Annotated in this window: 24 protein-coding genes; 17 read left to right on the top strand and 7 right to left on the bottom strand. The window is 67.6% G+C overall.

The window, feature by feature from the left end:
- Window positions 1-25: 25 nt before the first annotated feature.
- Window positions 26-901, top strand: a complete 876-nt coding sequence (locus AKI39_RS21190; RefSeq protein ID WP_066640636.1) for a LysR family transcriptional regulator — start codon at window positions 26-28, stop codon at window positions 899-901.
- Here the strand turns inward: AKI39_RS21190 and AKI39_RS21185 are convergent.
- Complete coding sequence (locus AKI39_RS21185; protein ID WP_066640633.1) at window positions 881-2,515, bottom strand: ATP-binding domain-containing protein; 1,635 nt, start codon at window positions 2,513-2,515, stop codon at window positions 881-883. The two genes, AKI39_RS21190 and AKI39_RS21185, sit on opposite strands and share 21 nt — an antisense overlap.
- Window positions 2,516-2,732: 217 nt before the next feature.
- Here AKI39_RS21185 and yghU point away from each other — a divergent pair, with 217 nt between their 5' ends.
- Window positions 2,733-3,629 carry a glutathione-dependent disulfide-bond oxidoreductase gene (yghU, locus tag AKI39_RS21180; RefSeq protein WP_066640630.1) on the top strand — a complete coding sequence of 299 codons (897 nt, stop codon included), beginning with the start codon at window positions 2,733-2,735 and terminating at the stop codon, window positions 3,627-3,629.
- Window positions 3,626-3,979 (top strand): DOPA 4,5-dioxygenase family protein, encoded by a 354-nt coding sequence (locus AKI39_RS21175; RefSeq protein WP_066640627.1) that lies wholly within the window; start codon window positions 3,626-3,628, stop codon window positions 3,977-3,979. Before yghU ends, AKI39_RS21175 begins: the two co-directional genes overlap by 4 nt.
- Window positions 3,980-4,168: 189 nt before the next feature.
- On the opposite strand, the gene AKI39_RS21170 is transcribed toward AKI39_RS21175, so the two are convergent.
- On the bottom strand, window positions 4,169-4,813 hold the full coding sequence (locus AKI39_RS21170; protein ID WP_201258524.1) for a LysE family translocator: 645 nt from the start codon (window positions 4,811-4,813) through the stop codon (window positions 4,169-4,171).
- A 91-nt stretch (window positions 4,814-4,904) separates the two neighbouring features.
- On the opposite strand from AKI39_RS21170, the gene AKI39_RS21165 reads away from it, so the two are divergent.
- Window positions 4,905-5,105 (top strand): hypothetical protein, encoded by a 201-nt coding sequence (locus AKI39_RS21165; RefSeq protein ID WP_066640624.1) that lies wholly within the window; start codon window positions 4,905-4,907, stop codon window positions 5,103-5,105.
- Between the two features lie 99 nt (window positions 5,106-5,204).
- On the top strand, window positions 5,205-5,795 hold the full coding sequence (locus AKI39_RS21160) for a cupin (protein WP_066640621.1): 591 nt from the start codon (window positions 5,205-5,207) through the stop codon (window positions 5,793-5,795).
- Between the two features lie 142 nt (window positions 5,796-5,937).
- On the opposite strand, the gene AKI39_RS21155 is transcribed toward AKI39_RS21160, so the two are convergent.
- Window positions 5,938-7,350: an MmgE/PrpD family protein gene (locus tag AKI39_RS21155; RefSeq protein WP_066640618.1), complete on the bottom strand. Its 1,413-nt coding sequence runs from the start codon at window positions 7,348-7,350 to the stop codon at window positions 5,938-5,940.
- Between the two features lie 164 nt (window positions 7,351-7,514).
- On the opposite strand from AKI39_RS21155, the gene AKI39_RS21150 reads away from it, so the two are divergent.
- The 8 genes from AKI39_RS21150 to AKI39_RS21115 all read left to right on the top strand — a co-directional run bounded on the left by AKI39_RS21150 (window position 7,515) and on the right by AKI39_RS21115 (window position 14,346).
- Complete coding sequence (locus tag AKI39_RS21150) at window positions 7,515-8,459, top strand: LysR family transcriptional regulator (RefSeq protein WP_066640614.1); 945 nt, start codon at window positions 7,515-7,517, stop codon at window positions 8,457-8,459.
- Between the two features lie 25 nt (window positions 8,460-8,484).
- The gene (locus tag AKI39_RS21145) at window positions 8,485-9,717 is read left to right on the top strand and encodes an MFS transporter (protein ID WP_235610692.1); all 1,233 of its coding nucleotides are present in this window, start codon (window positions 8,485-8,487) and stop codon (window positions 9,715-9,717) included.
- Between the two features lie 133 nt (window positions 9,718-9,850).
- The gene (locus tag AKI39_RS21140) at window positions 9,851-10,153 is read left to right on the top strand and encodes a YXWGXW repeat-containing protein (RefSeq protein ID WP_066640608.1); all 303 of its coding nucleotides are present in this window, start codon (window positions 9,851-9,853) and stop codon (window positions 10,151-10,153) included.
- A 183-nt stretch (window positions 10,154-10,336) separates the two neighbouring features.
- Window positions 10,337-10,903 carry an RNA polymerase sigma factor gene (locus tag AKI39_RS21135; RefSeq protein WP_066640606.1) on the top strand — a complete coding sequence of 189 codons (567 nt, stop codon included), beginning with the start codon at window positions 10,337-10,339 and terminating at the stop codon, window positions 10,901-10,903.
- Complete coding sequence (locus AKI39_RS21130) at window positions 10,900-11,322, top strand: hypothetical protein (protein ID WP_066640605.1); 423 nt, start codon at window positions 10,900-10,902, stop codon at window positions 11,320-11,322. Before AKI39_RS21135 ends, AKI39_RS21130 begins: the two co-directional genes overlap by 4 nt.
- Window positions 11,319-11,807, top strand: coding sequence for a periplasmic heavy metal sensor (locus tag AKI39_RS21125; protein ID WP_066640594.1), 489 nt, complete (start codon window positions 11,319-11,321; stop codon window positions 11,805-11,807). The genes AKI39_RS21130 and AKI39_RS21125 overlap by 4 nt, the downstream gene beginning before the upstream one ends.
- A complete protein-coding gene (locus AKI39_RS21120) occupies window positions 11,807-13,201 on the top strand; it encodes a DUF1800 domain-containing protein (RefSeq protein WP_066640587.1) in 1,395 nt (464 codons plus the stop codon). The genes AKI39_RS21125 and AKI39_RS21120 overlap by 1 nt, the downstream gene beginning before the upstream one ends.
- Window positions 13,198-14,346, top strand: coding sequence for a DUF1501 domain-containing protein (locus AKI39_RS21115; protein ID WP_066640586.1), 1,149 nt, complete (start codon window positions 13,198-13,200; stop codon window positions 14,344-14,346). The genes AKI39_RS21120 and AKI39_RS21115 overlap by 4 nt, the downstream gene beginning before the upstream one ends.
- Before the next feature lie 154 nt (window positions 14,347-14,500).
- Here AKI39_RS21115 and AKI39_RS21110 read toward each other — a convergent pair whose 3' ends face one another.
- Window positions 14,501-14,740: a tautomerase family protein gene (locus AKI39_RS21110; RefSeq protein WP_066640584.1), complete on the bottom strand. Its 240-nt coding sequence runs from the start codon at window positions 14,738-14,740 to the stop codon at window positions 14,501-14,503.
- 55 nt (window positions 14,741-14,795) lie between these two features.
- Window positions 14,796-15,509, bottom strand: a complete 714-nt coding sequence (locus AKI39_RS21105) for an SDR family NAD(P)-dependent oxidoreductase (protein WP_066643502.1) — start codon at window positions 15,507-15,509, stop codon at window positions 14,796-14,798.
- Window positions 15,510-15,601: 92 nt separating this feature from the next.
- On the opposite strand from AKI39_RS21105, the gene AKI39_RS21100 reads away from it, so the two are divergent.
- The 4 genes from AKI39_RS21100 (at window position 15,602) to AKI39_RS21085 (ending at window position 20,852) form a co-directional block, all read left to right on the top strand.
- Window positions 15,602-16,489, top strand: a complete 888-nt coding sequence (locus tag AKI39_RS21100; RefSeq protein WP_066640579.1) for a LysR family transcriptional regulator — start codon at window positions 15,602-15,604, stop codon at window positions 16,487-16,489.
- A 212-nt stretch (window positions 16,490-16,701) separates the two neighbouring features.
- Window positions 16,702-17,715 (top strand): Bug family tripartite tricarboxylate transporter substrate binding protein, encoded by a 1,014-nt coding sequence (locus AKI39_RS21095; protein WP_083228969.1) that lies wholly within the window; start codon window positions 16,702-16,704, stop codon window positions 17,713-17,715.
- 222 nt (window positions 17,716-17,937) lie between these two features.
- Window positions 17,938-20,142, top strand: a complete 2,205-nt coding sequence (locus tag AKI39_RS21090) for a TonB-dependent receptor (protein WP_066640576.1) — start codon at window positions 17,938-17,940, stop codon at window positions 20,140-20,142.
- A gap of 23 nt (window positions 20,143-20,165) precedes the next feature.
- Window positions 20,166-20,852, top strand: a complete 687-nt coding sequence (locus AKI39_RS21085) for a Fe2+-dependent dioxygenase (protein ID WP_066640573.1) — start codon at window positions 20,166-20,168, stop codon at window positions 20,850-20,852.
- 157 nt (window positions 20,853-21,009) lie between these two features.
- Here the strand turns inward: AKI39_RS21085 and AKI39_RS21080 are convergent, their stop codons facing one another.
- Together AKI39_RS21080 and acnA are read right to left on the bottom strand one after the other, a co-directional pair.
- Complete coding sequence (locus tag AKI39_RS21080; RefSeq protein WP_083228968.1) at window positions 21,010-22,038, bottom strand: Bug family tripartite tricarboxylate transporter substrate binding protein; 1,029 nt, start codon at window positions 22,036-22,038, stop codon at window positions 21,010-21,012.
- 191 nt (window positions 22,039-22,229) lie between these two features.
- Complete coding sequence (gene acnA / locus AKI39_RS21075) at window positions 22,230-24,941, bottom strand: aconitate hydratase AcnA (RefSeq protein ID WP_066640571.1); 2,712 nt, start codon at window positions 24,939-24,941, stop codon at window positions 22,230-22,232.
- Between the last annotated feature and the right edge of the window lie 6 nt (window positions 24,942-24,947).

Genomic DNA, 24,947 nt, shown 5'->3' with positions numbered 1-24,947 from the left:
ACCGATTTCGTGATACTTTTTTGATATGACTACCGCACTGGATTCCCGCGGGCTGGCGCTGTTCCTGGCGGTGGCCGAAACGCTCAGCTTCCGCCAGGCCGCCGAACGCCTGCATATATCGCAGCCGCCGCTCAGCCGCGCCATCCGGCAACTGGAGGACAGGCTGGGCACGCCGCTATTCCTGCGCGACGCGCAATCCGTGCGGCTGACGGCCGCGGGCGAACGGCTGCTGCCTTACGCACGCCGGATCGCACGGCTGCTTGCCCAGGCGGAATCGAGCGTGGTGCAGTCCGCCTTGCCGGTGCGCCTGCGCCTGGGCATGACCAGCGCGGTGGAGCCTCCCTGGTTTCGCGGCATCGCGGGGCGTATCGAAGCATCCGGCCGCTTCGATACGGTCAGCGTGGTATCGGACAGTTCGCCCCGTCTTGTCCGGCGATTGCGCGCGCGCCAATTGGACGCGGCGCTGATTGCGCTGCCCACCGAAACCGATGCCCTGGCCGTCACGGTGCTGGATCGCCAGCCCATGATGGTGGCCATGTCCAGCGCGCACCGGCTGGCTCGGCGCAGGTCGGTTGCGCTGAGCGATCTTGCCGACGAACGGCTGTATACCTTCGAACGGGCCCGGCAACCGGCGTTCTTCGATCATTGCCGCGCTGTTTTCCGGCGTCATGGCTTCGAACCGCGAACGCTGCGCGAGCCGGAGGACCATCACGTCCTGCTGGCCGGCGTGGCGAACGGCGATGCGTTCGCGCTGCTGCCGCGGTCGTTCGCCACCTTGAAGCGCGCGGGCGTGGTCTACCGGCCTTTGCAAGAGGGCGACGAACTGGCCGTCGCGGTGGGCGTGGCCACGCATCCCGATCGTGACGAGCTGCGTGGCTTGCTAGCCCAGCTTGCTTCTTAGCACCGCGGCGGCCGGCTCGGCAGCGATCAGTATCAGCTTCAGCGTGGCGCGCGTGGCGCCCACGAACAGCTTGCGGACAGCCTGTTCGTCCAGCGTGTCGAAATCGATCTCGGCGAAGACGACCGCCGGCACCGACTGGCCCTTGAAGCGGTAAACCGATTCCGCCAGCACTTCGCCGGCGGAATATTCCGGCTGGCCGAACAAGTCGTATTGGCCGGTGAAGCGGCGCAGCATGTGCGGCCCCAGCCTGTCCTTGCGCAGTACCTGGGACGATTTGTGGCCGTGGTAGCTCAGGACGGCCACGTCTTCCTGGCGAAAGCCGTCCGAATAGCATTTGCGTATGCCTTGCTTGACCGCGCGGGCAAGGCTTTCCTCGTCGTGGTACGACAGCACTTCCACGTCGGCGTCCAGCACGGGAGCCTGCGCATCGATGTGGGCGTCGTCCGGCAGGATGGTTCGCAGGAAGCCGACCACGGGCCGCGGACTGCGGAAGTTGCTTTGCGCGCGCAGCCGCACCCAGCCGGGAAGCTCCGGCGGCGTGTTGCCGTACAGGTTCTGCAGCGGATCCTCCAGCCACAGTACCCGGGCATGTGGCTTGGCCAGGCGCAACACCATGTCGCGCCAGCGCGCATCGAAATCCTGGCCTTCGTCGACGATGACGGTATCGAACAGGAAATTCGCCGGTACCGGCTGGGCCTCGGCTTCGTCCACCAGCCGCGTGTAGGCGTCCGGTTGCGAGAAGTCCGGCTTGCGGCCGGCGGCGCGCAGCAGCCGGTCGCACAGCATATGGAAGGAGCAGGCCAGGCCCCCCGCCGGTGCGATGCGGTTGAAGTGGTCGGCCAGCGGCCGGTTGAAGCACACGTATAACGGGCGCCTGCCCTGTTCGATCGCATCGCGGTATTCAGCCAGCGCCAGCTGGGTCTTGCCCGACCCCGCGGTGCCGGTCACGCGCAGGCGGTAGGGATCGATGTCGATCTGGCGCGCCCAGTGCGCCAGGCCGCCCGCGAGCCGGGTCACCTGCGTGCGGGTCTGCCCGATCAGCGCGCTGACGTCGACTTCCAGGCGGATGATGTCGCGCAGGAAGCGATCCACGCGGGTGGCCAATGGCGACGCCGTGCCGGGCGGCAGAATCTCCTGGACGATGGCGCACAGGCGGTCGCGCCGGCTGGCGTCGACGATGCGTTCGGGCACCAGGCCCGCGGTGGTGGGCGCGAGCACCCGATGGTCCGGACAATGCAGCAGGTAGTCCAGGCGGATCTCGGCGCCGTCCAGGCTGCGCGCCAGCTTCGCGCGCAGGCTTTCCGCGGTGCGCGCCATCTGTACCGAGACCAGCCGGGCCTTGCCGTCATGGCGCTTGGCCAGGCCGTCCGGCGTTTCATCCAGCGCGCCGGTTTTCTGTTCGATGACGAGCAGCTCGCCCGCCCGGTTGATGATGACGAAGTCGATTTCGCCGTAGATGGCGTGGCGTCCCTCGACATTGGTCCAGTGCACGGCGTGATAGACCGTGTAGTCGTCGGGCAGGCCGGCCTTCAGCCGCGCCAGGGTGTCCAGCTCGCGTTGTGCCGGGCCGCTGCGTGGCTGGCGTTCCCAGCCGTCCGGAATGATGTGCGCCACGTCTGCTCCACATGCGTTGACTGCGGGGAGAATAACGCAGGCCGGCTTGACCGCACGCGGCGTGTGGGTTTGCCGGGGCGATCGGCCGGGCAATGCTATACGAACGCATGGGCCCGAATGCATGGGCACCGCTTGCGCCGCCACAGGCGCGGCGTGCCGGCATGGCCATCCAAATACCGGTCGAGGCAATGACCGGCCCTTACATGGAGCTGTTTCAATGAGCGATTCATCCGAATACGTGCCGCCGACAGTCTGGACCTGGGACAAGCCCAGCGGCGGCCATTTCGCCAGCATCAATCGGCCGGTTTCAGGGCCGACGCACGACAAGGAACTGCCTGTCGGCCGCCATCCGCTGCAGCTGTATTCCCTGGCGACGCCGAACGGCCAGAAGGTCACGATTCTGCTGGAAGAGCTGCTGGCGCTGGGCCATCGCGGCGCCGAATACGACGCGTGGCTGATCCGCATCGGCGAAGGCGACCAGTTCGGCAGCGGTTTCGTGCAGGTGAATCCGAATTCCAAGATTCCCGCGCTGGTGGATCGCAGCGGGCCGACGCCTATCCGCGTCTTCGAGTCCGGCGCCATCCTGCTGTACCTGGCCGAGAAGTTCGACGCCCTCCTGCCCAAGGAGCCGGGCGCGCGGGCGGAATGCCTGTCGTGGCTGTTCTGGCAGATGGGCAGCGCGCCCTACCTGGGCGGCGGATTCGGCCATTTCTATGCCTACGCGCCCAGCAAGATCGAATACGCGATCGACCGTTTCGCCATGGAAACGAAGCGGCAGCTGGACGTCCTGGACAAGCGCCTGGCGGACAACGAGCACATCGCGGGCAGCGCATACACGATTGCCGACATCGCGATCTGGCCGTGGTACGGCGGCTTGGCCAAGGGCCTGCTGTACGGCGCGGGTGAATTCCTGTCCGTGCAGGACTACAAGCACGTGCAGCGCTGGGCCGACGCCATCGGCGCCAGGCCCGCGGTGCGCCGCGGCCGGATGGTCAACCGCGTGAACGGCGACCCGGCCAGCCAGCTGCACGAACGCCACGATGCGTCGGACTTCGAGACCCGTACGCAGGACAAGCTGCAGGCGGCGGATCCCTCCAACGGGGGCCAGTCATGAGCCAGGACAACCCCTCCGTGGTGGACAGCTGGCACGCGCATGTGTACTTCGACGCGGCCACGCGCGATGCCGCCTATGCGCTGCGCGAACGCATCGTGGCGGCGTTCGGCGAGTCCGTGGACATGGGTCGCTTTCATGAACGGCCGGTGGGACCGCATCCGAAGTGGAGTTATCAGCTTGCCTTCGCGCCGGCTCAGTTCGCGCGCGTGACGACCTGGCTGGCGCTCAATCACGGCGCGCTGGACGTGTTCCTGCATCCCAATACCGGCGACGCCCTGGCCGATCATCGTGACAGGGCGATGTGGATCGGGCGCAGCTACGTCCTGGACCTGGGCGTATTGGGAGGCTGATTTCGCGGCCCCGGCCACCGCGTCGGCCTTCGTGGCGCATGGCCGGCGGCGCCGGCGTTGTCAGCTATTTCGTACTTTTTCCCCGTCGAGCGAGAAAATGTCGGGAAAACCGTACATCCAGGATAGCTGCCCTGTCTCTTCCGCAGGCCGGTAGGCACTATCGCGGTATGCGCGGCCGGGCGTATCGGCTTATTTGCCCGCCGGGCCATCCTGGCTGAACATCAAATACCCCGCGACGGCGATCATGGTGACGCCCAGGGTGCATTCCTGCGCGCGCAGAAACCAGCGGTTGCGCGCCAGCCAGTTGCGGATCCGGGCGGCGCCATAGGCGTAGGTCGCCCCCGAGCACAGCCCGAAGACCTTCGAGATACACGCCAGGAAGAGCATCTGGACCCACACCGGGCCTTGCGCCGGATCCGTGAATTGGGGCAGGAAGGCGATGAGGAAGATGAAGACCTTGGGATTGAGCAGGTTCGTCATGAAGCCCTGGATGAATACCTCGCGGCCCTCTCCGCGTGCCGAGACCTCCGCCAGCGCGCGCGGATTGCGGCTGCGGCGGATGGCGCGCGCACCCAGGTAGACCAGGTATAGCGCGCCCATCAGCTTCACGGCCAGGAACAGGGCAGGCGATTCCTTGAAGATGGCGGCCAGGCCCAGGACGACCACGGGAATTTGCACGAAGCCGGCGGCGAAGGTCCCCAGCACGCTCAGCCACGCCACCCGGAATCCTTGCGTCATGCCGCGGGTCAGGGTCAGGGCCATGTCGGGGCCGGGGGTCAGCTTCAGGGCCAGGTCGGCAGCCAGGAACAGCAGGAACATGTGCAGGGTTGGCATGGCGGGGGGCGGCGGTGGCGAATGTGAAGATTATGCCAAATGACACATTCGTACTGTATGCTTCGGAATCTTTCTTTCCTGGGATAAGACCATGGACGGTATGTCGATCGAAGCCACCGTGGGCGCCGCGGTGGGCCTGCAGCAGGCCAACGCCATGCAGGAGGCCCAGAACGTCCTGCTGCGCAAGGTGCTGGACAACCAGGCGCAGACCATCGTCAGCTTGCTAAGTTCGGTGGCGCCGCAGTTGTCGACCTACGGCATGGTCGGCACCCAGCTGCACGTCACCGCGTAAACCCCGGCCGCCGCCTGTTTCACAGGGCGGCCGTGGAGTGTCAGACTAGGGGCTCGATCCGTGGATCCATGGATCGAGCGACGGCCTAGGGAGCTGACCATGACGACATTCCACAGGCGTGATTTCATCAGGAGCGCGGTGCTGGGCACGGCCTTCCTGGCACTTCCTTCCTCGTCCGCCGGCGCGGCGCCGGCGCCGCCCGCGACGCTGCTGCTGCAGCGCAACGACTGGGTGCCCAATAATCCCCGGCTGCCGGTGCTGCATTACACCGGCGTGATCGTGGAGGGCGATATCGCCTCGGCCTTCGAAGGCCTGTTCGCGCGCAACGGCTGGGTGCCCCGGTGGCGCGACGGCATCTACGACTACCACCATTACCATTCCACCGCGCACGAAGTGCTGGGGTTTGCCGCCGGCTCGGCGCGCCTGATGCTGGGCGGCCCCCACGGGACGGAAGTCGCCGTCCTGCAAGGCGACGTGGTCCTCCTGCCGGCCGGTACCGGCCATTGCCGCCTGTCCGCGACGGACGACTTCCTGGTCGTGGGCGGGTATCCGCCCGGGCAGGAGTGGGACATCTGCCGCGAGGCGCCCACGCAGGCCATGCTGGACCGCATTGCTTCGCTGCCCTTTCCGGCGGGCGACCCGGTATCGGGCAAGGAGCCGCCGCTAGGGCGCTATTGGAAGACTGCTTGACGCGACCGGGCCGCTTCAGCCGCCAGCCGGCGCCGGCAGGGCGGCCGTTGCCGTGACGCGCGACAACAGCGCTGCTCGTCACGAACCCATAAAAAAATGGGGCGCGGCATGCGTGTGCCGCGCCCCATGTCGCGAGGCAGGTCTAGCGCTTGACGGTCAGCGCGTCGACCAGTTTGCCGATGTCGTCCACCTTCTCGATATTCATCATGGTGTCGACCACGCGATCGACCGCTTGGCGGGAGATCCGGCGCGACGCCAGCTTGACGAATTTCTCGATGACGTCGTCGGCGGAGGCAAAGGAGTGCTCGCTGCCGCGCGGCGCTTCGACGGTTTCTTCCATCCGCGTACCGTCCTTCAGCTTGAGCTTCACATTGACCATGTGGCGATAGACCGCGCCGCGCGCGGTGATGGCCGGGTCCTCGACCACCTTCACCTTCTGGGAAATGCGGATGCGCTCGGCATTGGTGACGTCCGCTTCCGTGAACTGGTCCACGAACACGTCGCCTTCGAGCAGCAGCGTGGCCACGCAGTACGGCAGGTTCAGCTGCGCGGAGGTCAGGCCCTGCGGGACGTATTTCCAGCCCACGTGGTCCACCGTGACACGCGACCCTTCGACGACGATTTCCTCGACGTCATCGGGGCCGAAGGGCTTGCGCGCGCGCATGGTGCGCAGCGCGTCCAGCGTCGTGTGGTTGCTGCCGACGCAGGAGTAGAACTTCAGCGCGATGCGCATCACTTCGAACTGCGTACCCAGGCCCGCGGTGAGCTTGGTCAGGTCGAAGCGGTCCGTGGACCGGGACATCGTGCTGCAGAAGCCGCCGTAGGGGTTTTCGAACACGTCGACGATGCCCGTGAAACCGCGTGCCGCCAGCAGGGCGCCGTACAGGCCGCTCTGCGAGGCGCGGCCGGCGTGCATGCGCTTGACCATGGCGCCGAACTGCGCGGCCATCAACCCGGAGGACTGCGTGCCGGCAATGCCCAGGGCGTGTACCGCCTGGTCGGCGCTCAGGCCCAGCGCGGCGGCGGCGCCCGCCACGGCCGAGAACACGCCCACGGTGGCGCCGGAATGCCAGCCCTGGGCGATATGTTCGGGACCCATGCACATGCCCACGCGCGGACCGATTTCGTAGCCGGCCACGCAGGCGCGCAGGAAATCCCGGCCCGTCATGCCGGGCTGCCGGCCGGCCACGGCCAGCACCGCCGGCAGCGTGACGGCGCCCACGTGCAGCACGCCGACACGGTGCACGTCGTCGATCTCGAAGCCTTGCACCAGCGTGCCGTTGACCAGCGCGGCGTGCGGGGCAGACAGGCGCTTGTCGGTGCCCCATACCGGCGTCGTGGTGGTCTGGTCCTCCGCCGTCAGGGTTTCGAGCAGGATCTTGCTCCACGGCAGTTCCGCGCCGAAGATGGCGCAGCCGAAGGAGTCCAAAATCAGCAGCTTGATGCGGTCGCGCACCTGTTCGGGGATCGCCTCGTACTTCAGGTTGGCGATGAACTCCGCGATGCCTCGCGTGTAGGTGTTCTGGATTTCGTCGGTGGCTGGGGCGTGGCCCATGCTGGTCTCCGGGATAGGGTTGCCTGAACGAGGAATGTGCCAAGTATCCGGCGGGCGCGGGCGCGTTGTGAATTGCGCTTTGCATCGTTATTATTGCGTGAAGTGGAATAATCACCGCGCGGGCTCGTGCCTGGTGCGTTGCCCGTGCGTCCGTCCATGTCCTTATGGCTTCCCTGAACGCTATCGACCTTGAAGGCTTGCGTGGCTTTGTCGCGATCGCCCGGCATGCCAGTTTCCAGCTCGCCACCAGCGAGCTGAATATTTCGGCGCCGGCGCTCACGCGGCGCATCCAGCGCCTGGAAGCCGCCATCGGCGCGCCGCTGTTCGAACGGACCACGCGCCGCGTGCAACTGACCCCCATCGGCGAACTGCTGCTGCCTCGCGCGCGCGGCATCCTGGGCGATCTGGAAGAAGCGCTGTCGGCGATCGACGACCAGCTGGCGAGCCGCAGCGGCCAGCTCAGCCTGGGCTGCATACCCACGGCCACCAAGCTGCTGCTGCCGCATATCCTGCGGGCGTTTCACGAACAGCGGCCGCAAACGCGTATCCGCATCGTCGAAGGCAACGTGGCCGGCGTGACGGCCGCCGTGCTGGACGGCTCGGTGGATTTCGGCGTCACGCTGCAAACGCCCGTGGAGGGGCTGGCTTTCGATGCCTTGCTGACGGAGCCCTTCCTGCTCGCCTGCCCCGCGGACCATCCACTGGCCGAGCGCACCCACGTCAGCTGGAACGACCTGAAGCCGTACCGGCTGATCGTGTCCGAACCGGGCAGCGGCAATCGTGCCGTGCTGGAACAGGCTTTGCGCAGGTGGCAATGGCAGCGCGACCACCTGGTGGAAATCGACCACCTGACCAGCGCGCTGGGGCTGGTCGAAGCGGGGCTGGGGATTTCCGTGGTGCCGTTGTCCGCATTGCCGGAAACGCCGGATACCAGGCTGGCAATCCGCGCATTGACCGGGCCGGAGGTCACCCGCACGCTGGGATTGCTGCGGCGGCGCGCCATCCCGATGGGCGCGGTGGCGCAGCAGTTCAGGCGCACGGTGCGGCAATTGGCGCCCGCGCTGGAAGCCCAGGCGCGGGAACGGGCCGCGCGGTTTTTGCTTCCCTAGCGGGACGGGGGCTTACATAGACGAGATGTCCGACTCCGTGAATGCCGGTCTTTCCGCCGGGACGATCGCGACGCAAGCCGCGCGCATGCGCGCGGCGACGCGGGCGGTGATGGCGCAGTTCTTCGTGAACGGCGCGGCCTTTGCCGCGTGGGGCGTGCAGATACCGGACATCAAGTCGCGCTTCGGCTTGTCGGACTTCGTGCTGTCCTTCGCCATGCTCGTGGTGGCGGGCGGCGCCATCGTCGCCATGGGGACGATAGGGCGGTGGGCCACCCGCGTGGGCAGTGCCCGCGCGCTCACGATCAGCGGGGTCGCCTATGCGGTCGCGGTCGGGCTGGTGCCCTTGATGCCCGGCTATGCCGTGTTGCTGGGGCTGCTGCTGGTGCTGGGCATGGCGATGGCGGGTTTCGACGTAACGATGAACGTGCAGGCGGCCGCGGTGGAAGCACAGGGCGGCCGGCCCATCATGTCGACCTTGCACGGCATGTTCAGCGTGGGAGGCATGGCCGGCGCGGGTCTCGGTGGATTGGCCGCGCTGGCGGCCCTGCCGCCGTGGGTGTACCCCGCCGGGATCGCGTTGATGGCCTTGGCGGCGATCGCGATCGGCCGCCCGCACTTGATCGACGACGCGCCGGGTAGACGCGACGCGACGGCACGAGAGAACGCACCCGCCCAGGACGACGCGGCGTCCGGCAAGCGGCGCCAGGCATCCGCGGCGCTATGGGTACTGGGGTTCTTCGCTTTCCTGGGTTTGATCTGCGAAGGCGCGATGTACGACTGGGCCAGCGTCTACCTGCGCGACGTCACCCATGCCGCGCCGCAGCTGGCCAGCTACGGCTATGCCGCGTTTTCCACCGGCATGGCGTGCGGCCGCTTTGCCGCCGACCCGCTGCGGCGCCGCATCGGCGATAGCCGCACGCTGGCGGCCAGCGCCTGGATGGGATTCGCGGGCATCACGCTGGCCGTGTGCCTGCCCGAACCGGCCTGGACGCTGGCGGGCTTGCTGCTGATGGGCCTGGGCGTGGCCAACCTGATGCCCTTCTTCTTCCTTGCCGGCGCGCGCCTGCCGGGCCTGAGACCCGCCCAAGGCGTGGCCGCGATTGCGCGATGGGCCTACACGGGGATGCTGCTGGGACCGGCGATCATCGGCGGCATTACGCACCACGCCAACCTGCGCGTAGCCCTCATGATCGTTGCGGCGATCATGGGCTTGATCGCCGCGGTCGGTATACGGCAGGTCAGCCGTATCGGGCGCTAGGTCTTTTCGGGTCGTGCAGCGGTGCCCAGGCCTTTACTCGTTTTTACAAATACGAGCGACGGGAATTCCACGCCGGGCCGTTCAAGGAGAAACGGCGCCATTTCGCCGTTATCCGAAGCGATGGGAGCCTGACATGAAGCTTGCTGTCCCCTTGAAGACCTTGCTGGCCGCCGTGGCCGTGGCGGCCGCATTCCCCGCATTCGCCCAGGTCGTCATCGTGGAGCCCACCGCGCCGCCGCCCCCGCCGCGGGTGGAAGTGGTGCCCGCGCCGCGTGCCGGCTACGTATGGGATGGCGGGCATTGGCGCTGGGAGCATGGACGCTATGTGTGGATAGGCGGCCACTGGCGGCCCGTGCGCGTGGGCCATCGATGGATACCCGGCCATTGGGTGGCACGGGGGCCCAATTGGCATTGGATACCCGGCCATTGGGCCTAGCTTGCAGAACCTGGAGATTCCATCATGATCAAAACCCTGGCTATTCTGCTCGTGGCCGCGGCCACGCTGAGCGGATGCGTCGTCGTCCCCGCGCGCCCGGTTCACGTCCGCCCGGTCTACGTATATTGAACGCATTCATCGCGGTACAGCGCCGCAGGCTTCCATGACGGAACAACGCGCACTTTGAGCGAACGCGAACGCGACCCTGATGCCGACCTGGTGGCCCGGGTCGGCAGGCAAGACCCGTCGGCCGTGCGCGTGCTCGTCGCGCGCAAGCTGCCGCGCCTGCTGGCGCTTGCGACCCGCATGCTGGGCGATCGCATGGAGGCCGAAGACGTGGCGCAGGAAGCCTTCGTGCGCATATGGAAGCAGGCGCCGCACTGGAAGGAAGGCAGCGCGCGATTCGACACCTGGTTGCATCGCGTCGCCATGAATCTCTGCTATGACCGGCTGCGCGGCCGCCGCGAGGATCCGGTGGAGGACTGGCCGGAGCATCCCGATCCGGGGCCCGGACCGGATGCGGTGGTGGAAGCCAGGACGCGCGATAGGCGGATCCAGGCCGCGCTGGCGGCGCTGGCGCCGCGGCAGCGCGAGGCCTTGATCCTGACGTACTACCAGGAGCTATCGAACATCGAGGCCGCCGCGGTGATGGACATTACGGTGGACGCGCTGGAAAGCCTGCTGGCGCGAGCGCGGCGCGCGTTGCGGGACAGGCTGGCCGCCAACGACATTAGGGAAGACACCTCATGACCCCCGAAAGATTTCGCACCATCGTGGAGGCCTATGGCGCTGAGTCCCGCCGTTGGCCCGAGGCGGAACGCGCGTCGGCGCTGTCGTGGGCGTCGGCGCACCCGACCGAGGCCGACGCCATCGTGGCGGAGGCCGCGCCGCTGGATGCGTGGCTGGACAGCCGCGCCGTCGCGCCACCCGCGCGCGCGGTATTCGACCGCATCGTCGCCAGCGCGCCGGTGCGGCATTCCTTCTGGCGGCGCTGGCGCCTGTGGTGGTCGAGCGCGGTGTTCGCCGGCGTCGGCGTGGCAGGCGGTTTCGTGGGGGCATTCGCGGTGTCCTTGTTCCTGGTGACGGCGGCTGTGCCGCCGGCGCACCACGATGCGCCATGGCTGGACACGGGGTTCGGCGAACCGCTTTCCGACTGGAGCGAAGAATGAACGGCCGCGGGTGGAAATTCTTCCTGATCGGGTCCTTGATCCTGAATGCCTTTCTGCTGGGCGGCATTGCCGGCGGCGCCTACCAATGGTTCTCGACCCAGCGCGCGCAGGAGTCCCCGCGCGCGCCGCACGTCGCGCTGCGCTTCGCGGCGGAAGGGCTGGCCCCGGAACGCCAGCAGCAATTCCTGGCCGCCATACGGGAAGCGCGGCGCGACGGCCGCGAATACGCCCGGGCAGCGCGTGAAGCGCGCCGCGCCGTCCTGGATCTGCTGGCCGCGCCGCAGCTCGATCGCGCGGCCCTGGATGCGGCGTTGGCGCGGACGCGCGAGGCCGATATGGCGCTGCGAACCCGTGTGGAACGGGCGGTGGCCGATTTCGCGGCGACGCTGTCGCCCGAAGAGCGCATGACGTTCGCGGCCGCGTTGCGGCAGCGCGGCCAGTGGCGTGAACCCGCGGCGCCGCCCCAACGGCAGGGAAGGCCATGATGGCGGGCGTCTCGCGATCCGATGCGGGTGCGATCGCCCTGAACCGCTTCGGCCTGGGCGCGCGTCGCGACGATGTGCCGCCGGCGGACCCGAAGGCCTGGCTGCTGGTCCAGCTTGACCGCTACGATCCACGCCCCGCCGCCTGGGCGTCTTGCCCGCCGTCGACGGCCCTGGTCGCTGACCTGGGCCGGCTGCGGATGGCGGTGGCCCAGGCACCCTCGGATGGCAAGCAGGCGGCGCGGCTATCCCTGCGCACGGACATCCGCGACGCGTACCGGGACGCGGTGGCCGCGCGCGTGGACAGCGCCCTGGCGACGTCCACGCCTTTCATCGAACGGCTGGTGCATTTCTGGGCCAATCATTTCGCGGTGTCGGCGGAAAAGCCCGCGGTGGCGGCGCTGGCCGGCTCTTTCGAGGCGGAGGCCATACGGCCGCACGTGCTGGGCCGTTTCCAGGACATGCTGATGGCGGTGGAACAGCATCCGGCCATGCAGATATTCCTGGACCAGACCCGCTCCGTGGGCCCCGACAGCAAGGCCGCGGAACGGGCGGCGCGGCGCGACCCCGCGCGCAGGCGCGGCTTGAACGAGAACCTGGCCCGCGAAATCATGGAATTGCATACGCTGGGCGTACGCACCGGCTATACGCAGGCCGACGTGACCGAGTTCGCGCGCGCGTTGACCGGCTGGAGCATCGCCAGCCCGCGCGAACCGCGCGCGGAAGGTCCCGTACCCGGCGCATTCGTGTTCCGGCCCGGCTTGCACGAGCCTGGCGTACGCGCCGTCATGGGGCGCCGGTATCCGCAGCCGGGACAACAGCAGGCGCTGGCCGTGCTGCGCGATCTTGCCGCGTCGCCCGCGACGGCGCGCCACCTCGCGTTCAAGCTGGCTCGCCACTTCGTGGCCGACGATCCTCCCGCCGACGTCACGGATCGGCTGGCCTCGGCCTACCTGGATAGCGGCGGCCAGTTGCCCGCGGTGTATCGCGCCTTGGTCGACGCGCCGCAGGCGTGGTCACCGGCCCCGGTCAAGTTCAAAACCCCTTGGGAATGGATGATTTCGTGCATGCGGGGCCTGGGCTGGCGTGGCGCGGGCACGCTGCGTCCGGCGCCCTTGCTGGCCCAGCTCGGGCAGCCGGTGTGGCGGCCCGGTTCGCCGGCCGGCTACGACGATATCGCGGCCAGCTGGGCGGCTCCGGATGCGCTGGTGCGACGCGTCGATGTCGCGCAACGCCTGGCCGCGCGTGTCGGCGACCGGATCGACCCGCGGGCGCTGGGACAGGCATTGCTGCCTGGATCACTAGGCCCGGCCACCGCCACGGCCGTGGCGCGCGCGGAAAGCGTACAGACCGCGATCGCGCTGCTGCTCGTTGCGCCGGATTTCCTACGGAGATGAATACCATGCTGTCCCGCCGCGGATTTCTCGGCCTGGCCGCCTCCTCCCTGATTGCTTCTCCGCGTATCGTCTTCGCCCACGTGGCGACGGAGCGCCGCTTCATCTTCGTGATCCAGCGCGGCGCGGCCGATGGCCTGAACATCGTCGTGCCGTACGCGGATCCCGCCTATGCGGGCTTGCGCGGCGCGCTGGCGGTGGACCCGGCGGCGGCGACGCCCCTGGACGGCATGTTCGCCCTGCATCCTGCGCTGGAACAGACGGCGCGGATGTATGCGGCGGGTCAGGCGCTGTTCGTCCACGCGGTGGCATCGCCTTATCGCGACCGTTCGCACTTCGATGGGCAGAACGTCCTGGAGACCGGTGGCACCTCGCCTTATCAGGTGAAGGACGGCTGGCTGAACCGCCTGGTGGGCATGCTGCCGGCCACGCAGGAAAAGGCGATCGCCTTTGCGCCGACGATACCGGCGGCGCTGCGCGGTCCGGTGCAGGCGGCGTCGTATGCGCCGTCCACATTGCCGCCAGCCCCGGACGATCTGCTGGCGCGCGTCTCCGCGCTGTACGAACACGATGCCCAGCTCGGGCCGCTATGGGCCGAGGCCATGAAAACGCGCGGCGTGGCCGCGGATGCCGGCGCGCGGCAGGATCCCGCTCATTTGGGCAAGCTCGCGGCCGGCTTCCTGTCGCGTCCCGACGGGCCGCGCATCGCCATGATCGAGACAGGGGGTTGGGACACCCATGGCGCGCAGAATCCGCGCCTGGCGGCCCAGTTGAAGGCCCTGGACATCCTGCTGGCGGCCTTGCGGGATGGCCTCGGGCCGCATTGGCGCGATACGACGGTGCTGGTGGCGACGGAATTCGGCCGTACCGCGGCGGCCAACGGCACAGGCGGCACGGATCACGGACAAGGGGCCGTCGCCATGCTGGCGGGCGGCGCGGTGGCGGGTGGCCGCGTGGCGGCGGACTGGCCGGGCCTAGCGCCCGGCGACCTGTACGAAGGGCGCGACCTCAAGCCGACGATCGCGCTGGACGCCCTGATTGCCGGCGTGGCCGCCGAAAGCCTGGCGCTGGATCCGCTACTGACGGCGCGGACGCTATTCGGCCATGCCGGCGTACCGCGGCCCTTGACCGGCCTGGTGCGCGGATAGCGTTCCGCCTTCATTCGTGTGGGCCTTCGCCGGTTCGTGGCGCGGCTGTTCGCCGAATACCTGGGCCTGCCAATGTGGTCGCATCGGGCTGGTGCGGAGCCGGTTCATCGACGCCGAAATGAAGAAATGGGGCGAAGTGATCCGCAAGGGGGCATCAAGGGGGAGTGATTCCCAGCATGCGCTTGCGGTACTCGGGCGTCGGCACGCCGCCGATCCCCCAGTTCTCCATGTCGACTTCCTCGATCACGACGAAGGTGCTGTTCAAGGGCTTGCCCATGATGTCCAGCAATAGCTCGCTGACGCCCTTGATGAGGGCTGCCTTTTGTTCCGCCGTCGTGGCTGTCGCGCCCGGCGCGGTGCCTTCGCGCGTCACCTTGATGTTTACGTAGGGCATGGCTGGCTCCTGGTGTGTGCCCCGGCCCGTGCCGGGGCTGCATCGATGCGCTGGCTTACCAGCGGCCGGCGTGCTGGCCGCCGTCCACGTTGATCGTTTCGCCGGTCACGAAGCCGGCCCGCTCCAGATATAGAACGGCATCGACGATGTCCTGGATATCGCCCATGCGGCCGACGGGATGCAGACCGTCCAGGAAGGCGTGCGTTTCCGGCGCATGCATGGGCGTCTTGATGATGCCGGGCGCGACGGCGTTCACGCGTATGCCTTGCCTGGCGTATTCAATGGCCAGCCCGCGCGTCACGGCCGCCAGTCCGCCCTTGGTCAGGCTGGCCAGGCCGGCCGGCACATTGGCCAGCGGCTGTTCGACCAGCGTGGTCGTGATCTGCACGATATGGCCGCGGCTCTGCTTCAGCATCTGCGCCAGGGCGAACTGCGTGATGTGGAAAAAACCGCCCAGGTTCACGCCGATCGCGTTGTCGTAATCCTCGGCCGTGTAGTCCGTGAAGGGCTTGCTGACGAAAATGCCGGCGTTGTTGATCAGCGTGTCGATGCGGCCGTAACGTTCGATCGCGGCTGCCGCTACCTGCCGCGCTACCGCGCGGTCGCCGATGTTTCCGGGAATGGCGACGATTCCCTCATCGGTCCCCGTCTTGATGGTGCGCGAATTGGCCACGACGGCATAGCCCTGCTCGCGATAGGCTTGCACGATGCCGGCGCCGATGCCTTGCGACGCACCGGTGATGATGGCGACTTTTTGCTGGGTGTCCATGATGTCCTCGGATGATGGTGGCGCGAATTGATTTCGCATGGGACGTAGCCTAAGCTTGGGTCCGTTTTCGCGGAATTCGCTATTCGCGCTCAATGGCTGGGAAAAAACGCACAGAGGTCGATTGGGAGGATGTCCGCGTCTTTCTTGCGCTGGGACGTCACGGCAGCCTGTCGGCGGCGGCGCGCGCGCTGGCGGTAAACCATGCCACCATCGCGCGGCGCATCCAGTCGCTGGAGGCCACGCTGGGCGAAAAGCTCGTGGAGCGCAGGCCGGAGGGCTACGTCCTGACCAGTGCGGGGACGCGCGCGCTGGCGGCCGCCGGCGACATGGAATCCTCGGTGCAGACGCTGCGGCGGGGCGGCGCGGACGAAGCGCCCAAGGGACTGGTCCGTGTCAATGCGTCGCCGGCCTTGTCGATGGGATTCCTGATTGCCCAACTGGCGGCGCTGCCCACCCTGTATCCCGGCCTGGACATAGACCTGGGCACCGACCTGCGCGCCGTCAGCCTGGAGCGGCATGAGGCGGATATCGCCATCCGCCTGGACCGGCCCAAGGATGGCGATTTCCTCGCCAGGCAGTTGGGGGCGATGGCCTACGGCTACTACGGCACGCCGGAAGTCTGCCGGCAGGTGGAGGACGGCGCGGCGCCGGTGTTCGTGGGCTTCGACGAGAGCAACGCCTATCTGCCCGATGCCGCCTGGTTGGCACGCGCGTACCCCGGTGCGCGCGTGGCCTTCCGCGCCAACAACCAGGTGGCGCAAGCCATCGCGGCCCGCACGGGCGTGGGGCTGGCGATGCTGCCGCACTACATCGGCCGCCGCGAACCGGCGCTGCGCCTGTGCCGGCTGGGCCCGGTCATGCCGCCACGCGAGATCTGGATACTGACGCGCCGGCAGGACCGCAAGAACCTCGCGGTCGGCGCGGTGGTGGATCACCTGATCCGTCGATTCGCCGAGGAGCGGGGATTATTCGAGGCCTGAGCGCGCCCGCGCGGCCGCCCGAAGGGCGCGCTCCCTCCCTCGGGGAGGCGGTCGCGCAGCGACAGGAGGGCTCATCATCCAGCGCGCCCGCCATAGCGAACCGGCATGGGTTGGCGAATAAATCGTATTGGACAAGGGCTTGGGCCGCTCACTAGAGTTGCTTGCACGCGGCCGACAGCGCGCCCGCATAACAACACCAAGAGGAGCCAACAATGCAGACATGCGAAACCAGGATGCGCTTGGGAGGACGGCATAGGGCGGCACGCAATGCCGCCGCGGCCATGCTGGCCGCGGCGCTGGCGCTGGGCGCCCGGTCCGCCGATGCGCAGGGCTGGCCCACCCATGCGGTGACCGTGGTGACGCCCCTGGCGGCCGGCAGCGCCGCGGACGTCGCGATCCGCGTGGTGACCGACCGATTGTCCGAGTCGCTGGGCCAGTCCATGATCGTGGACAACCAGACGGGGGCATCGGGCGCGATCGGCGCCGACCGTGTCGCGCGTGCCGCGCCCGACGGCTACACGCTGTGCGGCTGCAACAACACCATCCTGGGCGTCCTGCCGAACGTGCGCAAAGTGCCCTATGACCCGGTCGCAAGCTTCCGGCCCATCGGAATGGTGGCCGTGCTGCCGACCTTGTTGCTGGTCAATCCGAACCTGCCGGTGCACGATGTGAAGGAACTGATCGCCTACGTGAAGGCGCATCCCGGCAAGGTCACCTATTCCACCGGCGGGGTCGGCAGCCCGCAGCATATCGCCATGGCGATGTTCGAATCCGCGGCAGGGCTACAGATGCGGCACATCCCGTACAAGGGCGCCAGCCAGGCCGCCGTCGGGCTGGCCGCGGGCGAGGTCGACGCCATGTTCTGCGCGGTGGGTACCGTGTTGCCCTTGACCAAGTCCGGCAAGCTGCGGGCGATTGCCGTGGCCGGCGCACAGCGCACGCCGCTGTTGCCGGAGCTGCCCACCGTGGCGGAGGCCGGCGTGCCAGGCTATGACTATGCATCGTGGATAGGCCTGGTGGCGCCCAAGGGCGTGCCCGATGCGGTGGTGGACAAGGTCTCCACCCAATTGCGGGCGCTGTTGCAAGACCCCGCCACGCTAAAGCGCTTCGCCGACCAAGGCATCGATCCCATGTTCATGGGCCCCGAAGAAATGGCGCGCTACATGGCGCAGGACTATCAGCGCATGGCCAAGGTCGTGCACGAGTCGCATATGGTCGAGCAATAGCGAGGCGCGGCGGCCGGGCAATGCGGCGGACCACACGGCAAACGCGGCGCAATCCCGTTAATTCAGGTTAGAGACAGGAAAAAGAAAGCTTTTCGACAGATTTGAAAAAGCTTTTGCTAATGAAATTAGGAATGGTTAGCATTCGCGGCCTTCTCAACAATAGTTCAACGCCGGGGTCACGATGCCCGGTTTCCTGGCCGCCGCCCAAGACTATTCCTTTCCATGAAGCAGCTGACCCCGATTGCCGCCGCCGTCCTGGCCGTGTTCGCCTCCCCCGTTCCGGTGCTGGCCCAGCCAGTGGCGGCATCCGGGACCGCCGCGCCCGGCGCCGCGCCGACCACCACGCTGGACACCGTGCAGGTCAATGGCGACGCGCCGTCGGATGATTTCAACGCGACGCAGTCATCGCTGCCTCGCCTGGGCATTGATCTTCATGACGTGCCGCAATCCGTGACGGTGGTGAACAAGGCGCTGATGCAGTCGCAGGGCGCGAACTCGCTGCAGGACGCGCTGCGCAACGTGGCCGGCATTACGCTGGGCGCGGCCGAAGGCGGCACGATCGGCAACAACATCAACCTGAACGGCTTTTCGGCGCGCACCGATATCTACCTGGACGGTTTCCGCGATCGCGGCCAGTACTACCGCGATACCTTCGACCTGGAGGAAGTGGAAGTGCTGATGGGTCCGTCTTCCATGCTGTTCGGACGCGGCTCCACGGGCGGCATCATCAATCAGGTCAGCAAGAAGCCCAAGCGGGCCGACTTCACGGACGTCAGCGGATCGGTCACGACCAATGGACTGGTGCGCTCGACGGTCGATACCAATATGCAGCTGTCGGAGACGTCGGCATTCCGCTTCAACGGCATGGCCCAGAACGGCGACGCCACGACGCGCGACCAGTCCCATGTGAAGGACTTCGGCGCCGCGCCGTCGTTCAAGTTCGGCATCGGTACGCCGACCGAAGTCACCTTGTCGGCCTTGCTGCAGCATAACGACGACATGGCGGATTACGGCGTGCAGTCGGTCAATGGCCATCCCGCCGGCGTGAGCCGCAACACGGCGTACGGTTTCCACGACGACCGAACGATCCAGGACATCGCGATGCTGAATGCATCGATCCAGCACAAGTTCACGCCGGATGTGGTGCTGCGCAACCAGACGCAATACAACAACGTACGCACCGATGCCCGCGAAACCGCGCCGCAGGCGGTGGGCACGCTGGGACCCACGGGCTTCCAGGCGCTGCCCACGGGCAACGTCACGAACCTGCCGCTGGACAATCTATGGATACTGCAGCAAAGCCATGACCGGATCATCCATGACGAGTCCATCTTCAACCAGACCGAACTGACCACCAAGTTCGCGACGGGCTCGGTAAAGCACAACCTGTTGACCGGTCTCGAGATCGGGCATGACCACTACAGCAACCAGGCTTATGCGCGCACCGGCAACTGCGGCGGCTTCACGCTGAACAGTGGTTTCGTCGGGTGCACGCAGATGGTCGATCCGCAACATACGTCGGCGGATCTGCCCCAGGTGCCGGGGAATTTCGCGACCGGCTCCGCCAACACGGTCGGCATCTATGCGAACGACTCCATCGAGCTGACCAAGCAGTTCAAGCTGGTCGGCGGCCTGCGCTGGGACCGCTATGAAGCGACCGTCACCAATTCCATGCCGCGCAGCACCACGCCCGCGAACGCGGACCAGACGGTCCATTACACCAGCGTGCGTGCCGGCGCCATCTGGCAGCCCACCGATTGGCAGTCCTACTACGTCTCCTATGGCACGTCGTTCAACCCTTCGCTGGAACAAATGACGGGAACGGTCGGGCAGGACAACCTGGAGCCGGAGACGAACAAGTCGTATGAATTGGGTGGCAAGTGGGACCTGCTGGACGGCAACCTTTCGCTGAATTCGGCCATCTTCCAGATCAAGAAGGAAAACGCGCGCACACAGATCAGCCCGGGGGTCTACGAACTGGACGGCACGGTGCGCGTGAACGGCGTGCGCGCGGGCGCGTCCGGCCATGTGACCCGGCAGTGGCAGGTCTACGCGGCCTACACCTACCTGGATGCCGAGATCACCGAGGCCGCGGACGGCACCAAGGGCAACACCCCCGCCAACACACCGCGGAATACCTTCAATTTCTGGACGACGTATCAATTCCTGCAGGACTGGGAAGTCGGCGGCGGGGCGGTGTATACCTCGTCGCGCTATGCGGCCAACACCGACGCGGTGCAGGTCGGCGGCTACACGCGCTGGGACGGCACCGTGGCCTGGCACCAGCCCAAGTACGACGTCCGCCTGAACCTGTTCAATATCTTCGACAAGCGGTACTACGATGCGCTGATCCCGTCGGACGGCGGCCGCGCGGTGCCGGGGTCCGGCCGCACCGCCATGCTCACCTTCACGTATCACATCCAATAGGCCGGCACGCCGCCGGATGGCCCATGCTGATCACCATACCGAAGGTTCTTGACGCCCAGCAGGTGCAGGCCATACGCGGTCTGCTGGACAACGCTGGCGACGCGTGGGTCGATGGCAAGGTCTCGGCGGGCTACCAGGGCGCGGCCGTCAAGTTCAACCAGCAGATCGACGAGCGTTCCGAAGTCGCCCAACATGTACAGGGCATCGTGCTCGGCGCCCTGGAACGAAATCCCGCGTTCATCAGCGCGGTGCTGCCCAATGTGGCGTACCCGCCCATGATCAACCGCTATGGCCCGGGCATGACCTTCGGCGCGCACGTGGATGGCGGCGTGCGCATCCATCCGCACAGCGGCCGCAAGGTGCGCACCGACGTGTCGATCACGCTGTTCCTGAGCGACGCCTCGGAATATGAGGGCGGTGAACTGCAGGTGCAGGATACGTACGGCATGCACAGCGTCAAGCTGGACGCGGGCGATATGGTCGTGTATCCCGCCACCAGCCTGCACCAGGTCACGCCCATCACGCGCGGCACGCGCCTGGGCTGTTTCTTCTGGGTCCAGAGCCTGGTCCGGGAAGATGCCCGGCGCAGCCTGCTGTACGACCTGGACAATGCCATCCAGCGGCTGAACCAGACCCAGGCCGATGCCGGCGCGCGCAGCAAGCTGGTGGGCTGCTATCACAATCTGCTGCGGGAGTGGAGCGAGACCTGACGCGCCCCGCGCCGCACAGGACTGTGCGCCACCGTTCGCATCCAGGGTGATTCCCACGCCATGCGCGTGCAGGCCGCGTCGCTCGCCGCGCTGTTCTCCGATGATTCACTCATGGAAGACTGCGCCTGTAAGGCGGCAACGCGATGGCGCGCGACACCTACGAGGCCACCGACGCCCCGCTGGACTTCACCGCTGCCGCCCACTTCTTGCGTTCCGTTGCCAGGAAGGCTTGGGCTGCCTCCGGCGTCATCGGGTGCGGCAGGGTGGCTTGCTGCTTGAGGGCGTCCTGGTATTGGGCGGTGCTGGTGGCGGCCGCGAAGGCGTTTTGCAGCATCGTCACCGTGGCGGGCGGTGTGCCGGGCGTGGTGACGGCAGCCCACCATGATGGTGCGTCCAGCGCCGGGTAGCCGGCCTCCACCAGCGTGGGCACGTCGGGAAGCTGCGGTAACCGCACGGAAGTCGTCACGGCCAGAGGGCGCAGGCTCCCGCTCTTGGCCAGCGCCACGGCCAGCGTCGAACCGGTGAAGCAGAAGGCGATGCGGCCCGCGCGCAAGTCGGTGGCCAGCGGGGCAGCACCCTGGTAGGGCACGTGCAGGAACTTCACGCCGGCCGAACTGGCCAGCAGTTCCGTGGTCAGGTGGCTGAGCGAGCCGATGCCGTTGGAGCCGAAGGGGATCTCCCCCGGCTTGGCCTTGGCGCGTTCGATCAGCTCGGCCACGCTTTTTACCGGCAGGGTTTGCTCGTTCACCAGCAGGACGTTGGCGTTGTCGCCCATCATCCCGATATAGGGAAAGGCGGCGGGGTCGTAGCTGACGTGTCCATACAAGGTCTGGTTGATCGCCATGATGGCCTGGCCCGCCATCAGCAGCGTGTGCCCATCGGCCGGCGCACGGGCGACATAATCGGCGGCGATGTTGCCGCCCGCGCCGCCGCGGTTCTCCACGATCACCGATTGCTTGAGCTGTTGCGACAGCGCATTGGCGACGACCCGACCCAGCGTGTCGGAGGATCCGCCCGCGGGAAACGGCACCACCAGGCGCAGCGGCTTGCCGGCGAAGTCCTCGGCCCATGCGGCACGGCCGGCCAGGGCGGCCAGCGGCGCGGCGGCCAGGCCGCGGATCAGGCTGCGGCGCGACGGCATGCGCGGCGCGCAGGGGTGGTCGTGGGTATTTTGCTTGTGGTTCATCTCGTGCTCCTGGAACGCCGGCGGATGCGCGTGTCGTTCCGTCCTCCTGGTTGGTTATAGGTATATCCGGCATGCGTCCGAGACCGCGGGCCGCACCGGCCACAGGGGCACGGCATGGGAAAGCCATCGTCCCCAGCCGCAAGCCGCCGCGTACGCCGGCGGGGCCCAGCCCGGCGCTGCATCGCCCAGGCTCAGTTCCGCGCCGCGGCCGTGTCCGGCAACAATCCGCGCAAGACACTCATCGGGATTCCGCCTTCGGCCATCAAACGCCGCTCGGCGGCCGTCAGCACCTGCGGGAGGGTTTCGAAGCGCACTTCGCGGTCGTCCTGGCGCGCGATCACGCGTACCGGCGCGCCCTCGCGTATGCCGGCCTCCACGTTCTCGAAGCTGAAGGTTTCATCGCCGCGCAGCCCTAGCTGGCGCCAACCTTCGCCCGGCTTGAACGCCAGCGGCAGGACGCCCATGCCGATCAGGTTGGCGCGATGGATGCGCTCGAACGATTCCGCGATGACGGCCTTCACGCCCAGCAGCGCGGTTCCCTTGGCGGCCCAGTCGCGGCTGCTGCCGGTACCGTATTCCTTGCCCGCGATGACGATGGTGGCGCGCCCCTCGCTGCGATACGCCTGGGCAGCGTCGAAGATGGTCATGCGCGCGCGATCGGGGAAGTGCAGCGTCTCGCCGCCTTCCTCGCCGTCCAGCAGCGCATTGCGGATCCGGATGTTGCCGAAGGTGGCCCGCGTCATCACATGGTAGTTGCAGCGGCGCGCGACGTAGCTGTTGAACTCGCGCTGCGGCACGCCGGCCTGGGCCAGGTACTGCCCGGCGGGGGTTTCCAGCGGAATTTCGCCGCCCGGGGATATATGGTCGGTGGTCAGCGAATCCCCGAACGCGGCCAGCACGCTGGCGTTTTGCAGCGCGCGCGCCAGGCGCCCCAGGCTGTCGCCGTCCGGCTCGTCCTTGAAGAAGGGCGGGTCGACCAGATAGAGCGATTCGGGATCCCAGGGAAAGCGCGGGCCGGACGGTGCCTCCATTTCGCGCCAGGCCTGGATGTCCAGGTTGGCGGGATCGTAGACGGCCTCGAAGATGGCGCGCGTGTTGGCCAGCGGCAGCACGGCCTGGATTTCCTGCGGCGTGGGCCAGATGTCGCGCATGTAGACGGGCTGGCCGTTGCGGTCCTTGCCGACCGGCTCCTTGTCCAGGTCGATGTCGATGCGGCCGGCCAGCGCGTACAGCACCACCATGGGCGGCGCGCCGATATAGTTGGCGCGGATCAGTTTATGGATGCGGCCCTCGAAGTTGCGGTTGCCCGACAGCACCGACACGGAGACGAAGCGGTCGCGCTCGATGGCCTGGACGACCGGATCGGGCAGCGCGCCCGACTTGCCGCCGCAGGTGGTGCAGCCGTAGCCGATGACGGAAAAGCCCAGCGCGTCCAGCGGCGCCATCAGGCCGGCCGCCTGCAGATAATGCGTGACCGTGCGCGACCCCGGCGCCAGCGAGGTCTTGACCCATTCGGGCACCCGCAGGCCGCGTTCCACCGCTTTTTTCGCGAGCAGGCCCGCGGCCATCATCACCGCCGGATTGGACGTGTTGGTGCAGGAAGTGATGGCGGCCAGCACCACGGCGCCGTGCGGCAGCCGCAGCGGCGCGTCGCCTTGGGCCGGCGTGGCGGCTGCTGGCACGTCGGCGTCCTTCGGCACCGCGAAGCCGCCCTCCATCGCGGGCTTGTGCAGGCGCTCGTGGAAGTCGGCGGGAATGGCGGGCAGCGGCAGGCGGTCCTGCGGACGGCGCGGGCCCGCCATGGAGGGTACCGTCTCGGACAGGTCGATTTCCATCACGCGGCTGAAGCCCGGCGGCGTTTCGTCGGGATCGTCGCGCCAGAAGGCGTTGGCGCGGCAATATTGTTCCGCGCGTTCGATGACCTCCGGATCGCGGCCCGAGATCTTCAGGTATTCGATGGTGGCCGGGTCGACGGGGAAGAAGCCGCAGGTGGCGCCGTACTCGGGCGCCATGTTGGCGATGGTGGCGCGTTCCGGCACGGCCAGTTCGCGCACGCCGGGGCCGAAGAATTCGACCATGCTTCCGGCCACCTTGAACTCGCGCAGTCTCTGCGTGATCAGCAGCGCGCCGTCGGTGGTCTGCGCGGGCGGGGGAATGCGGCCGACCAGCCGCACGCCGACGACTTCCGGAATGGGGAAGGTATAGGCATGGCCCAGCATGGCGGCTTCGGCGTCGATGCCGCCGACGCCCCAACCCAGCACGCCGATGCCGTTGATCATGGGGGTATGCGAGTCGCCGCCGATGACGAAGTCCGGATAGGCCCAGTCGCCGTCCGGCCGCGTTTCGCGCTGCACGACCGGCGATACGAATTCCAGGTTGACCTGGTGGATGATGCCGGTGCCCGGCGGAAAGACGCGCAGGCCGTTGAAGGCCTGCTGCGCCCACTTCAGGAAGCGGTAGCGTTCCGCGTTCTGCTTGAACTCGTACTGCATGTTGCGCACGACGGCCTGCGTATCGCCCCAGTAGGTGACCTGCAGCGAATGGTCGACGATCAGGTCCACGGGAATGCGGGCGTCGACGGCGTCGATGTCGCCGCCGTGCCGAGCCACCGCGTCGCGCAGCGCGGCCAGGTCCTGCAGCACGGGCAGGCCGCTGGAATCGGGCAGGAAGACCCGGGCGACTCGCAAGGGCAGGCCGGCGTCCGGGTGGTTGCGCCAGTCCAGCAAGGCGTTCAGTTCATCGTCCGATACGTCGGCGCCCCAGCTTTGATGGCGCGCGAGGTTTTCCAGCAGGACGCGGATGACGTAGGGAAAGTCGCGGATGTCGCGGCCGGACCTCGCGGCGATCGCCGCGATATCGGTGTAGCGGATCTGGCGTCCGCCGACGTTCAGGGATGCGGTCATGATGTC

This window comes from Bordetella sp. H567, from assembly GCF_001704295.1.
Lineage (GTDB): Bacteria > Pseudomonadota > Gammaproteobacteria > Burkholderiales > Burkholderiaceae_B > Bordetella_C.
This window is presented reverse-complemented; position numbering and strand designations above follow the sequence as displayed.